Consider the following 12,852-nt stretch of genomic DNA (forward strand, 5'->3'; position numbering starts at 1 on the left):
TTGAAGTCAATAAAATGTAAAAATAAACATCAACACAAATTAATCGTTTTAATATCCACAATCAATTACATGAATCTTAATCTTAAGAGATATACTCAAAGTGACATACTTTATTATTTCAATAAGAACATGAAGAAAAATGGATACAACGAAATTAAACTTAAAACATTACAAAATTATCTTTATAAACTTGAAAAAGCATTTAAAGTAACTAATAACTACTACAGACATTTAGGTATTAACATGGGTACTGAGGTTCACTATGAACTCAAATACTCTAAAAAAGAATGTTACCGCATAATCAATAAACACTTTAGAGATAAAAAAGAAATAAGGCATAAAAACCGTATTAATACATACCTTAAAAACGAATTTCCTAAAAATAGGAATGTAGAAAAAGGGGAGTGTACTTATAATACTTATAATAAAAAAGAAGATAAGAACAAGACAAAATACATAGAAAGACTGCAAATAAAGAAATACGCAAAAAAAAGCAAAATCAAACCTCATGTACTTTCTTCTGTTTTAAATTTAAATCTCAGTAAAAAAGCTGCGTTTGAAATATTCAAAGCAACAAAGAAAGATGAAAATGAATCTAAGCGAAAGGCTAAAAACAGAATTAAAACAAAGCAAAAACATCTAAAAGCAATATTGAAACATACAAAGAATCAACTAATAACTGAAGGTTACTGTGAAGAAGAATTAACAAAAAAAATAAACGTGATATATGATAAATATCAACACAAACCACACTTTATCATACAAAATAGCAAATACAACGACTTAGATCAGATAACAAAAACTCTCAAAAAGTCAGTTGAACGCATTAAAGAAAGCAATGACGCAAATAAAAAGGATATTAGGAATAACGTATTTAGCATACTACTTGATCAATTAAGGCATAAAGCAAGCAATGAAGTGTTAATCCCAATATTAAAAGATTATTTAAATAAACAGAATGAACTACATTATGGTAAGGTATTTAATAACTATTATTATTATGATCTAATAAACATAATAGAGAGGGGTCAAGACTATTCAGAAAAAGTGGACTTCGAAAAAATAACTAGTTAGGGATTAATAATGAACGATATATTAGAAAGGCTTAAAGAGAAGAAATTAGAGGTTGAAGAAAAAACAGGTAAATGTTTATTTGTTAAAGTAGAAAAGAAAAACAATAGGACATTATATCATACAAAAATTATGCTAAATTTGTATGCATTTGGAATCAAAAAGAATCAAAAATCCAAATTTTTTATTTCATTTAGGAAAATTTTTGATCAACAAAAAATGGAGTCTTTTAGCTTATTCTCTTTAAAAGAGGATGATGAATTTTTAGGTATTCATTACGGTCGTAGAAAGCCTATAAAGAATCTGGTTAGGAGATATGAAGAAAATGGCGTCATGAAAGCATCTACATATTCAAGAGCTTGTTATATAGAATTTAGGTTTAAGAAGGGGAGTGTATTTTGTTATCTTGTAGGAATTTCTTACTTACTTAGAAAAGAAAAATCTCATAAAAAATATTACACTTCGTTAATTCAAAGGATTTCAGACTTAGAAACTCAAGTATATGAGTTTTATGGAAAAAAATTACCTAATGGAGGTCACATAACTAAATGGATAAAAAAGAATGCAAAGTAATTGCTACTTAATCAATTAAAGGTGGTGTAATGTAAAGAAAAATATCAAAAAATTAAGATTTAAGTACAAGAATATATAAAAATTTTAGTAAGTTTATATTATAAATAAAAGCTGGTTCGCATTGGCGGGGTAGCTTTGTAATTTGGAATTACATATAGAAATAATTAGGTTAATTATGGGAAACAAGTGGAGGTTTTTGATGGATATTACAACAAATGATCCAGTTATAACTAATACTGATCTATCAATTGAACAACAAAATGATGACTCTATGAATCGTTATGGTTTATTAAAAGAACAGTTAAAGACTAGCTTTAGCAATGAAGTCTACAATAGAGTACAGACTATGAAAATATTAAAGGAAATTAGAGATAATGACTATTATAAGCTTGATGGCTATAAAACCTTTGATGCTTTTATAAAAGATTATAAATTAGCTAAAACACAAGTTTATGATTATTTAAGAGTAGCAACTGCTATAGAAGATGGTGTAGTTGAAGAAGATTATTTGTTAAAGCATGGGTTTAAAAATACTGTGATGCTCTTAAGAAATAAAAGTTCAAAAATGATGAGAAGATCCAAAATAAATCCAATAAAACCATTAAGATTTCAGCTTAAAAAGAAAGATAGTTATGATTTTTATAAGAAAAATGCAAGACTTACAAGTTTTATTTTAGATGAAATTTTTCAAAATAGAAAAGATTGGCTTAATATACTTGTAGATCAATTTAACTCATTGAAATGATTTTGAATAAGTAATAATTTAATTATTATCAAAATCAAAAATAATTGGTTTTACTTGATAATTGTTATATTTTGATTATTAAGTAGTTGTATACCATTTAGAACTACCTTTGATGTTCGATATATATGTGCGCTTAGGGCTTAACTAAGATGTTTTATTCAAGAATGCTTAGTTAAGCTCTAAATGTTTATATTCAAGGCTTATAAATAATTTTTTTACTTAAACACAATCAATTTTTTGTAAAAAAAAATAAAAATGATTGATTTTATTTGAAAATTGTTATACTTTGATTATTATCGTAGTATTTATTGTTCTTCAATGTACTACCTTTGATGTTCGATATAGTTGGGTCTTTTAGGGCTTATTTAAGCATTTTGAGTAGAATGCTTAAATAAGCCTTAACTTTTTACCCATAAATTTAACAAAAAATCATTTGAATAATTGACAAAAACAATTTTTGCTATATATTTATATTCATTAGTGACATCAAAAGGAGTACAAATTATGAATAATAAGATTCAAAATATAAAAAACAAAATGGGTAAAGCAAATAAAAGCTTAAAAAGAAAAGAGGTTAAAGATACAGTAACAAGCAGTCAAAATATAGTAACAAATGAAAATCAAGCAAAGATAGAATATAGTATAACAAGAGGTGAAATATCCACTACTATTAATACAATAGCAGATAAAATGAATTCAAATAATATTTATGAAGTATGGAAAGCATATAAGAGTATGTATGGACTTAAAGGAATGGACTTTGCTTCAGAGAGGGAAATCTTAACACTTCTTCAGATAAACAATCTAAATCCTTTTAAAAAAGAAGCATATATAATTCCTTTTAATGGACGTTATACAGTTGTTGTAGCATATCAAACATTGCTTATACGAGCATACGAGGCTGGGTATAATAGATATACTCTTGAGTTTAAAGAAGAGCCAGTTAAAACACGTAAATTTGACTTTAAAGGTAATATAGTAGAGAGAGAAGATTTACAGTGTACAGCTTATTTCAAATCAGATGATGGTAGTCGTTACAGTTTTTCTATCTTACTTAGTGAATATTATAAGAACACACCTATATGGCGAGATAAACAAATATTCATGTTAAGGAAATGTGCAGTCAGTTGTTTATGTAGGACCTTGCCAGGAGCAGGTCTCGAGAGTATGCCATATATAAGAGAAGAATTAGGAGATGTGGACATAATTTGTGAAGAACAAAATATACAAAAAATAGAGAATACTAAAACAACCGATTCTAAATCGACAATGAAAATGCAATCCATTAGTCATGATTCTATGCTTTTTAGCAATGAAACAGTTAAGCGTGTACCTTCTAAATATTATTATTACAAGAATTTACTTCAAGCATCTAAGAGAATGCATTCACAATTAGATAATACTCCTTTTGATAGTCTAGAAATGATAGATAAGTTTTTACATCAATTACAAGAAGATGATGATTCTAATATACTTAATTATTTTGAAAACAAACCAGAGCTTAAAACAGTAGAGTACTGGACACGATTATTAAATTGTTATTTAAAAAAAACAGAGTCTGATCCAGGAGTTGTAGAAGGGTTTTCTAAATTTTTAGTGTGTAGAGAACCTAAATATGGTCAAAGTCCATTAAGGCTTTTTGGATCTATAGCTAGTGATGAGAATTTTAGTTACCTATGTAAATAGGGTGTGTAATTTTAACCTCTATTTATTTATAAAGATAAGCCTTTAAGGCTTATCTTATTCTACTTATTTAGTTTTTTAATTTCGAATACTTGTTGTACACTATTTGTACAATAGGTTTAGTGACTTGAATATATTTTTGAAATAAATTTATATTAAACATTAAATCTTCAATTGTATGATTTGATTTAAGTGTAGAAGCATCAAAGTAGGTAAACTTAGGATACTTTGGGTCATTAACCTTTTTCTTTGTTCTAGTTAAAAATACTTGTAAATACATAACATAATCAGATAACTTTGCTTCATATGCATTTAACTCTGTAAGAGTTTGTTCCTTAGGTGGCGTTGGTTCTTCTGTTAGTGATGCTATGGTTGTACATGAGAAGATAAGTGTTAAAAAAGTTAAATTTATAAGCTTTTTCAAATTAGGCCTCCTTTAACATTTTGATGTAAGTACTCATTATTTTGTTGCGTTTAGCTCTAAGTTGAGATATGTATTTTGAAAGTTCATCATACTCATCAGCAGTTTCTATTATTTCAATGTTAATTCTTAGTATTTCTTCAATTTCAGATAATAGTTTGATAGCTTCCTTTTGTTCCATTTGATATACACTAGCTTCATATAGACAGTAAAAGTAATTGACTACTTTAGTGAAAATATTAATGTATGTAGCAGTGTTTTTATTTTGGTTATTGTTTTTGATGATATCTGTAAATTTGTTTAGAATTTCAACGCTAGTTTTAGCAGTACTTAATTTCATTTTGTCTCCTTTTCATGATATGTAATTTGTGAAGGCAATTCCATATTGTTTGGGTTGCTATTAACTTTTTCTATAAATTCTTTTATTTTAGTTTGGATAGGTTCAAGATCCAACTTGATTTGTGGAGTTAATGCATTGTCTAGTATTTCCATATTTTTAGTGTAGATTTGTTCGTATTCTAAATAAAATTCACACAATAGTGAAAATGCTTTATGAGCATTCTCATTGAAACTGCCGTCTTTGAAGTTTGAAAGTGTATCAATTAAATTAGATATTGACTCTAAAGCACTATCTAGATGTTGCTTTGCAAGTATCATAACCCCTCCTTCTCATCTTTGTCTTTTTGTTTGCATTGTGTTTTAAACTTATCTAGTAAGATATTTAAAATGTCTTTAAGTACTGGTTTTAATAAAAATGCCAGCCCTAGGATTAAACCTGAGATAACAAGTAACTTATTGCCATCAATACCAAGTAAAAGCTGTGTTAAATTGTTTATATTTGTATCATTCATTTATGCTTTAACCTCACTTTAAAATTATGGTAGCTACAACTATATATCAAAAAATAGTTTTTGCTATTTAATTTATAACTTTACTAATACGGGCACTTTATAACCATCTAAGTAACCACGCTTTTGTATATACCAACCTCTAAGAACTGGGCATAAAATGTCTATATAAGCATTCTTAGCGCCGTAATAATATGCTGTTGACTTTTTTGATCCATTAGAATATTCAAGTGAGACTTTTTTTACATATTTAGTACTGCCAGCATTAATTGTTATATCAGCATAAATATCTAAGTAAATGGGCTTGTCATCATCAGAATCATAAAAAATGAGAGTTACTTCTTGATTTGAATACTCTGATGTCATATTTAATACATAAGCTTGACTTTTAAAAGAAGAAGCATAAATAGATGTACTTGAAGTTTTACTTTTTGTAGTAGTAAACCCTGAAGGGATTCCTGTTAGATATTCAGGTATTTGTGATCTTTGTAATGAACTGTAACTTGAAGTAACAAAGTAATCATCTTTGCTTAAATTGTATGTTGATAGTCCACTTCCAAGTTTATCTTTAACTTTACTATATGTATTTGAAATACTACTAGAGTCATCATTTAAAAATTTGTTAAGTATTTTACTGTAAACTTGATTTATAAAATCCTCATCTTGTTGTAATTCTGTAGCAATAGTACTTTTAATAATTTCTTTAAAATAAGTAAGTCCTTCACCTTTAAAAGTTTTTTCTTTAGTAGTTTTAAGGAAATTTTCAAAAGTAATAGCATTACAACTTGAAATACCATCATCGAGTAGTAATAAATCAGTATTTTTAACTGATTCAAGTCTATTTAAATCTTTAATTTGAATACAATCGTCTTGGTCACTCATTTATACAAACTCCTTTTAAATATTAAATTTAGCAATTTCCTTATTTTCCATGTCATATAATTTTAAAGCCCTTCCAATTGGTATTAAGTTTTTTAGGAACGTGTAAATAGATTCAGCATATCCTTTAGGAAGGAAGTGAAAAATTAAGATTTTACATTGGATATTTTCATTTTCTTTTTTATAACATAATTTGATTTTTCTATTTCTATTAGTAGTAGAACTAGGTGAGATTTTAGCAGTAAAGTTTGTTTTAACAGCACCTAGTAATTTTATATTAATAACACCATCACTTGGTACTGTAATTTCAATATCAACATTAAGAAAAGTTTTAAATAACTTAGTAAAAGATGCGTCAGTACCAATGTGTTTTAATGCATAAATAATACTATCAATATTTTTTGTAAGATCTTGAACAGGTTGTGTTTCAACATAAAATATATTAAATATCTTAGATAGCCAAGTAGCAATGAATCTAGATGTGCAGTGTTTACTAATTGGTAATCCAGTAAAGTTAGAATTTAGACTTACAAGTTCAGATAGCATTACATTAGCAAAGTTAAGTTCATTTTGTATAAACTTATCAAGTTGACTATTTCGAGTAAACCCAAGTTGATTCAAAATTTAGCTCCTAACTTTCAATATCAATGATTAATCTATGAGTAGTATCAAATACAAGCAACTCTGAAGGTTGTACAGTAATATCTTTATTTTCATTACTATTAAATTCACTACTTAAATCTGATATGTTTGTACTTGTATCATCTTTAGTTACTGCAAATATTTTCATGCTTTTAATACCTTTAATTTCATTAACGGGAGCAAGGAAATCTTGATATTCAAAGCTAATACCCATATCAGAATAATTGTTTTTGATGATGCGATCATAGATATTTCGTATTTGTTTATCAATGTTAAGATAAGTATGGTTTTTAATATCTAGACTGTATTTAACTTTAAGATAAAGATACTTTTTCTTACCAAGTGTGACTTTGTATACTTTTTTTTGATTTATTTCATTCATTCCATCAATTTCAATATCTCCTTCAAGGTTAGTACCACTAGGAACAGTCTCATAAAGCATTTTCCAAAGATTGGCTTTAAATTTAGAATCTTGAATTTGAGCTTTTGATGTATTTAATACAGATTCATTTAAGAGTAGATATATCTTAACCTTACCAGCTTCACTTGTAAGATTAGCATATTCAACTTTATCTAGGTTAAGTAATGCTTTTATTACACCAGGTTGGGTAATACTATTTGAAGTTATATATTTTTGAATAATTTGGAAAAATTCTCCACCGGGTTGCATTTTATCAAAAAATAAATTAAGTTCATTAATGATCTGTTCTTCTACAATTGAAAGTGAGGTTGCTATAATATTATAAATTGAAGATGGGTCATCACTTATTACAACATTATACATTTGCATTAAATATTCTTTTTTAGTCTCTACGATTTGTGAAATATTTTGTTTTAAAATTCCAAAATTGGGATCAAATATGATACTCATGTATTAATAACCGTTTCAAGTGAGTCACCTGGGAAGTAAAATGTAATATTTAATTTTTTAAGTTTAATTTCAACTTTGATTCCTACAAGATTAATTTGTAATTCATTAATTACGTTGTAAAAGTATGTTTTAATTTGATTTAGCTTTCCTAGTTTACATACTTTTAAAAGATATAAATAGTCAAGTCCCCACTGTGGTGCGTAAGATATACTTCCCTTTAGTGTTTTAAGAAATATAAATAATCGTTGTTTTTGTTCTTCAACACCATCTATGATATTTAAGTCATTGTTAAATATTAAATCGAAGTTGTTATTAATTTTGATATCCAATCTTTATTACCTTTAACCACGAAAATAAATATATAACTATTTTAGCAAAAATCTAACCAAGTAAATCATAAATTCTGTTTCTAAGACTATAAAGACCAGCTCTACTAGATTCATCTATAATAGCTTGACCAGTAACTCTTAAATTAGTAATAGCGTATGTTATATCAATTAAAATACTTTTTAAAGTTTCAGAATTGTTGCTTATATCAATTTTATTATTAGATTTAATTCGAACTTTATTTTTACCTATTAAATCAAGATTGTAATTTGAATTAATATCAATGTCATCATTAGCTTTAATTACAACATCATCTTCAGCCTTAATACTAAAATCGACACAATTAATGTTGATGTTTTGATTTGCATTTAGATTGATATCGTGATCAGAATTTGCGTTGATTTGATTGTTAGATTTAATATCAATTTTATTAATGGTTTTTAATTTGATATCATCACAAGCCATTTCTAGATATTTGGGATTTATAATACTTAATATATAGAAATGATTTTTGTCAAAGTTAATATTATCATCGTGATTGAAAAGGTTGATATTAGATTGAAGTAATAATACCATTTCACCTTCATTTGGGTTTATGTTAATATTTGATATGTTTTGTGTTTCAATTTCGATGTTATCAAATTCTTCAATTATTACAACACCTTTTTGTGAATTTGGATCAAAGGTTTTAACTTTACCTATTTTAGTAATGAAGATATTACTAAATATCCATTTTTTTATTTCTTCTTGTGTTAGGGCAGATCCATATAGATTTTGATTCATTCTATAAAATTCGTAGTTAGAGTGCATATGTATCTCCTTTTTAATTATGATTTAAATTTGAACACCATTTGAGTCATCATAAAGTTTAAGCATGAGTGAGCATTCATTAGAATTACTAAGTGTAGCATTTGTTTCACTAATGGTGTTCTTGATTGTATTTCCAAGAGAATCGATAAATGACACTTTGTCACCAACTCTTAACTTATGTGTATAAGTTACTTTGGCTTTCCAATATATGAGCCTTATATTACGGTTAGAACCTAATGTTATTTCTTGTTGAGGTATAAACTGCAGTCCGTAATCTTCAAGTTTTTCATAATGAGTAGAATGACCAGTTTTCATATAGTTTGTAAATATAAAATTACATTCAACTTTGTCTATTCCATTACCAACGTCTGCTAATGCGCTTTTGACATATTTTTTAGATAGTTTTTCTATAAATTCTTTTGGAGTTGTTGCGTAAAAGTTTTCTTCAATGACTCTAAGCTTGTCATCAGTGCTCATATTGATAATATTTCTATTTGGAAAAGCTGATTTAATAGCAGCCTCTACGCTCATACCTTTAAATTGTTTAGTTTTAAGTTCACGATTGAAAAAATTACTTTTTGAGGCTAAGTGAATCTCAAGTTCTACACTAAAATCACCACTAGGATAATCAGTACTCATTGGAACGCCAAGATACCCTGCCATGATAAATTCAAATTCTTTTTCATGAGCATATTTTTTATAAAATATTTTTACAACATCTCCTTCTTTTACATCAGAAGTAAAATCTAATGGCAAGTTCCAAAGTACTAGCTTTGCTTGTTTTGCTCTTACAAAATTATAGCTTGAATAAATATTAGATATGGAAATATCTATGTGTATACCATCTTGTGTATCTATAACAATTTTAGGAACATCTTCAGTTATAGCCTCACCAGTAATATCAGAATTGGATGAGTTAATAGTAGAGTAAAATTCAATTTTAAAGTCATACTTGAGTAATATCATTAAGCTATCCTTTATATTTTCTTAATGAAAATGTTTTAATAACCTCCATATTGAGACTAACTTCAACTTCATCAATAAAAGGAGTATCTTTAAATGTGATTGAATTTATAACAACCAAATCTTTAATACCAAATGATGGACTGTAAGCAGTAAATGGTACTTGAGCTTGTAGTCTAGATGCTAGTTGTTCTTTTACCAAATTACTATCAAATTCGAGTAGACAATTACCAAAATAAGTTGATTTCAGCGGTGTTAACATTTCTTTATATAAATTTGTTAAGATGCCACCTGAGAGTGATATAGTCTCGGCTGTTAGAGTTGGATTATAGCTTACATATTCAGCTTTTCTAGAATAATAATTGATAACAGGACGTTTAGAACAACTTGTGTTATAAGTTCTAGTAATAAGTTCAGACTTTGGTTTAATAAAAAATAGTTGTGGAAGGTATCCCATTCCTTTAAGATCGGGTCTTGGAAAAAGAACTATAAAGTTATCAGTACTAAATAAAGCAAAGATTTGGGTTGAAACATCTCTAATTATTTGAAATATTTCATGTGGTGATAATGTATTATTGTTCAATATTTAAGTAACCCTCCTCATTTAAAAGTTAAATTATGGTGTAGATACAGATTTATCTGATTCTTCTTGAAGTTTAGCAAGACTCTCACCACCGTCACCTCCTAAGAATTTAGGAAGTATTGATTTAAGTCTTGCAATTAAGATATCTAAAGAAAAAATATTTTTGATTCCGTTTATTAAGGGATCAACGATATGTGTTTTAAACTTAAAGTCTTTAAGCCATGTGAGTAGATCCGCAGTGACTTTTACTAAAGGATCCATAACCTTAGCAGTTAGTTCTTTAAGCTCATCATCTAATTTGTAAATATTGCTTACTGCTTTATCAGCAGCACTTGCATGTTGCGTGATATTTAAAGAGTTAAAGTCTTTTAGTATCTTTTCTATCATTTTGGTTCTAGAGCTTAAGTCTAGAGTAGCTCCTTGTTCATATTGCATTTGTGATTGTTCAAGATAATCTTTTCTAACTTTTTTAAACTGACTCATCATTGTAAAAATTGCATTACCTTTACCACTTAGAAGTTCAATCACAGAAGATATAGCATCGTCATCACTTGAAGCAATACCACTTGCCTTAAGCTTAGCAGCAAGTTCCACAGATTTTAATACATTATTTTCATTATCAAGTCCCAAGTTAGCAAGGGTACCCTTAATGACACCAGCTTTGCTTAAGAATTCTTCTATGCTTTTGGTTTGCTCAAATGTTTTCATGCCATGTAGATTACTCATTAAGCTTGCTTTTTCGTTTTTTTCAAATATCCTAGAATTTATAAGATTAAATCTTTTTGCAATAGCTTGTTCTTTTATAGCTTCTTTTGCAAATCCAAGAGTATTAGAAGAAACCTTTTTTATAGCATGAGATACTATATTTCCAATGGCAGTTCCTATTGCAATACTTGGGATACCAATTCCTACTTTATTTTGTTGTGTTAACTTACCTTTTCGTTTACTCTCTTCTTTTAATTTTTTATATTCTAATGTTCTTAAATCTTCTGATGACATAGTAGAACGTTTAAATGCTTCACGTTGTGCTTTTTGGAATGTATAGCCTTGCTTTATGAGTTTTTTAGTTTCACTAAGTCTAAACTTTTCTACTTTGTCTCTTAATTTTTCATATTTGGTTTGGTTTTTAAGTTCGCGTTTCTTTTCTTGTAAGTTATATTTAATAAAGTCTTTTGTACTTCCAAGTGATGTTCGTTTGGGTTTGATTAGATTTTCTAACTTGGATATATCTCTTTCTAATGATTTTCGCGTTGCTGCGTGATCTAAGACCCCTTTAAATTTGATTGTAAATTTATCATTCACACGTATCCTCACTTAGAAAGAATAAGTTCTAATATTTGTTTTTCTAACTTAGCTTCAGATATTTTATTAACTTCCATGAGTTCATCATAAAACATGCTTTTAACTTCATTGTAAGAGCATACATTTGTAAATATTGGTAGCCAGTATTTATTTTTTTTAACTTCTTCAAGTAAAGCAAAATAGCGTTCTCTAGTAGTCTGTAGACTTTTTATAAACTGAAGAGCATCTTTAGTAATCATAAGGTTATCCTATCTTGATTGTTATCCTTTATTTTATTTACAACGTGTTCATAATTAAATTCTGTGTCATTTATATAATCAAATTGAACAAAATCTCCAACATTATTTTCATATTCTTTAAGGAAAATAAAAGATGGCTTTTTAAATTCGGGATCTAAATGAAATATATTAAACTCTACACAGTATATAATTGCTACAAGGTAATCTTTATAATAAGTAGCAAATTCTCTATTATTATCCAAAATAAGATAAAATTCATCTAGAAATCCTGGTTTTATCATTAAATTGGTAATTTCCTTTAAATATTTAATTTCGTTCAGTTTTTGGGTGCCTTCATTTTGTGAAAATCCTAATATAGAATCCCATTCATACATTGGTAATACTTTTAGTTGGTACTCATAAGTTTTATCTTTACTTAAAATTTGCATTTTATATCTTGTAATCATTATCTGTCCTTTAATTTATTTTGGTTATTTTTTCACAATTAATTGCTCTGATCTCAAAAGTAACCTTTTCAGCTTCAGATGAGTAGCTTCTAGAGGGTTCTTCTGTAAATACAGCAGTATTACTAATAATTTTTGTTGAAATACGATCATTAAATACAAGATCTAACATTTTGTCATTTTTACTTATATTCATGTTATAAAACTGATCATCTGCTAGTTGTGTAAGTAAAATGTAATCTTGGCTACCAAGCGTAACTTCAATGTTGAATATATAAGTAATGGTTTTAGGATCCCTAAGACTAATAACGGGCAGGCCTCTGTCTTCATTGCTAATTATTGCTCTTGTTGTAGGTTCACTTGTAAATTCTAATTTTCCACTGTTAATTTGCCTACCACCTATTGAAAAATAAACATCTGTTAATTTATATAAATTATTCAAAGCTTAAACC

At 27.4% G+C, this 12,852-nt stretch carries 19 protein-coding genes; 4 read left to right on the top strand and 15 right to left on the bottom strand.

Translation table 11 applies throughout. The features are described 5' to 3' along the window. The 4 genes from bcCo53_RS04305 (at window position 1) to bcCo53_RS04320 (ending at window position 4,075) form a co-directional block, all read left to right on the top strand. Window positions 1-1,074 carry a plasmid maintenance protein gene (locus bcCo53_RS04305; RefSeq protein WP_025408950.1) on the top strand — a complete coding sequence of 358 codons (1,074 nt, stop codon included), beginning with the start codon at window positions 1-3 and terminating at the stop codon, window positions 1,072-1,074. 9 nt (window positions 1,075-1,083) lie between these two features. After that, complete coding sequence (locus bcCo53_RS04310; RefSeq protein WP_025408951.1) at window positions 1,084-1,644, top strand: DUF226 domain-containing protein; 561 nt, start codon at window positions 1,084-1,086, stop codon at window positions 1,642-1,644. Between the two features lie 199 nt (window positions 1,645-1,843). Beyond that, a complete protein-coding gene (locus tag bcCo53_RS04315) occupies window positions 1,844-2,389 on the top strand; it encodes a chromosome replication/partitioning protein (RefSeq protein WP_025408952.1) in 546 nt (181 codons plus the stop codon). A 504-nt stretch (window positions 2,390-2,893) separates the two neighbouring features. After that, window positions 2,894-4,075, top strand: coding sequence for a recombinase RecT (locus tag bcCo53_RS04320; RefSeq protein ID WP_025408953.1), 1,182 nt, complete (start codon window positions 2,894-2,896; stop codon window positions 4,073-4,075). A 67-nt stretch (window positions 4,076-4,142) separates the two neighbouring features. Here bcCo53_RS04320 and bcCo53_RS04325 read toward each other — a convergent pair whose 3' ends face one another. From bcCo53_RS04325 to bcCo53_RS04395, 15 genes are all read right to left on the bottom strand, one after another. Next, complete coding sequence (locus bcCo53_RS04325; RefSeq protein WP_246938359.1) at window positions 4,143-4,496, bottom strand: BBA14 family lipoprotein; 354 nt, start codon at window positions 4,494-4,496, stop codon at window positions 4,143-4,145. Between the two features lies 1 nt (window position 4,497). Continuing rightward, entirely contained in the window at window positions 4,498-4,833 is a 336-nt protein-coding gene (locus bcCo53_RS04330; RefSeq protein ID WP_041178854.1) for a BlyB family putative holin accessory protein, read from the bottom strand. After that, window positions 4,830-5,150, bottom strand: a complete 321-nt coding sequence (locus tag bcCo53_RS04335) for a BlyB family putative holin accessory protein (protein WP_025409037.1) — start codon at window positions 5,148-5,150, stop codon at window positions 4,830-4,832. The genes bcCo53_RS04330 and bcCo53_RS04335 overlap by 4 nt, the downstream gene beginning before the upstream one ends. Further along, window positions 5,147-5,344, bottom strand: a complete 198-nt coding sequence (locus bcCo53_RS04340; RefSeq protein WP_025408684.1) for a hypothetical protein — start codon at window positions 5,342-5,344, stop codon at window positions 5,147-5,149. The genes bcCo53_RS04335 and bcCo53_RS04340 overlap by 4 nt, the downstream gene beginning before the upstream one ends. A gap of 72 nt (window positions 5,345-5,416) precedes the next feature. Further along, window positions 5,417-6,223, bottom strand: a complete 807-nt coding sequence (locus bcCo53_RS04345) for a DUF685 domain-containing protein (protein WP_246938360.1) — start codon at window positions 6,221-6,223, stop codon at window positions 5,417-5,419. 15 nt (window positions 6,224-6,238) lie between these two features. After that, on the bottom strand, window positions 6,239-6,841 hold the full coding sequence (locus tag bcCo53_RS04350) for a DUF735 family protein (protein ID WP_025409039.1): 603 nt from the start codon (window positions 6,839-6,841) through the stop codon (window positions 6,239-6,241). Window positions 6,842-6,851: 10 nt separating this feature from the next. Then, window positions 6,852-7,733, bottom strand: a complete 882-nt coding sequence (locus bcCo53_RS04355) for a DUF276 domain-containing protein (protein WP_246938361.1) — start codon at window positions 7,731-7,733, stop codon at window positions 6,852-6,854. Next, window positions 7,730-8,062, bottom strand: coding sequence for a contractile injection system sheath initiator (locus tag bcCo53_RS04360; RefSeq protein ID WP_025408750.1), 333 nt, complete (start codon window positions 8,060-8,062; stop codon window positions 7,730-7,732). The genes bcCo53_RS04355 and bcCo53_RS04360 overlap by 4 nt, the downstream gene beginning before the upstream one ends. A 52-nt stretch (window positions 8,063-8,114) precedes the next feature. Further along, a complete protein-coding gene (locus bcCo53_RS04365) occupies window positions 8,115-8,843 on the bottom strand; it encodes a DUF777 family protein (RefSeq protein WP_051480111.1) in 729 nt (242 codons plus the stop codon). 51 nt (window positions 8,844-8,894) lie between these two features. Then, entirely contained in the window at window positions 8,895-9,836 is a 942-nt protein-coding gene (locus bcCo53_RS04370; protein ID WP_246938362.1) for a DUF693 family protein, read from the bottom strand. A 4-nt stretch (window positions 9,837-9,840) separates the two neighbouring features. Next, window positions 9,841-10,419 carry a DUF792 family protein gene (locus bcCo53_RS04375; protein ID WP_041178930.1) on the bottom strand — a complete coding sequence of 193 codons (579 nt, stop codon included), beginning with the start codon at window positions 10,417-10,419 and terminating at the stop codon, window positions 9,841-9,843. A 30-nt stretch (window positions 10,420-10,449) separates the two neighbouring features. Further along, a complete protein-coding gene (locus bcCo53_RS04380; RefSeq protein ID WP_246938363.1) occupies window positions 10,450-11,718 on the bottom strand; it encodes a DUF759 family protein in 1,269 nt (422 codons plus the stop codon). Window positions 11,719-11,726: 8 nt separating this feature from the next. Beyond that, on the bottom strand, window positions 11,727-11,957 hold the full coding sequence (locus bcCo53_RS04385; RefSeq protein ID WP_025408755.1) for a DUF1322 family protein: 231 nt from the start codon (window positions 11,955-11,957) through the stop codon (window positions 11,727-11,729). Continuing rightward, a complete protein-coding gene (locus bcCo53_RS04390; RefSeq protein ID WP_246938364.1) occupies window positions 11,954-12,403 on the bottom strand; it encodes a DUF1473 family protein in 450 nt (149 codons plus the stop codon). Before bcCo53_RS04390 ends, bcCo53_RS04385 begins: the two co-directional genes overlap by 4 nt. A gap of 10 nt (window positions 12,404-12,413) precedes the next feature. After that, complete coding sequence (locus bcCo53_RS04395; protein WP_246938365.1) at window positions 12,414-12,842, bottom strand: DUF1463 family protein; 429 nt, start codon at window positions 12,840-12,842, stop codon at window positions 12,414-12,416. Window positions 12,843-12,852 lie beyond the last annotated feature (10 nt).

Origin of the sequence: Borrelia coriaceae (genome assembly GCF_023035295.1) — a bacterium.
In the GTDB taxonomy this organism is placed as follows: domain Bacteria; phylum Spirochaetota; class Spirochaetia; order Borreliales; family Borreliaceae; genus Borrelia; species Borrelia coriaceae.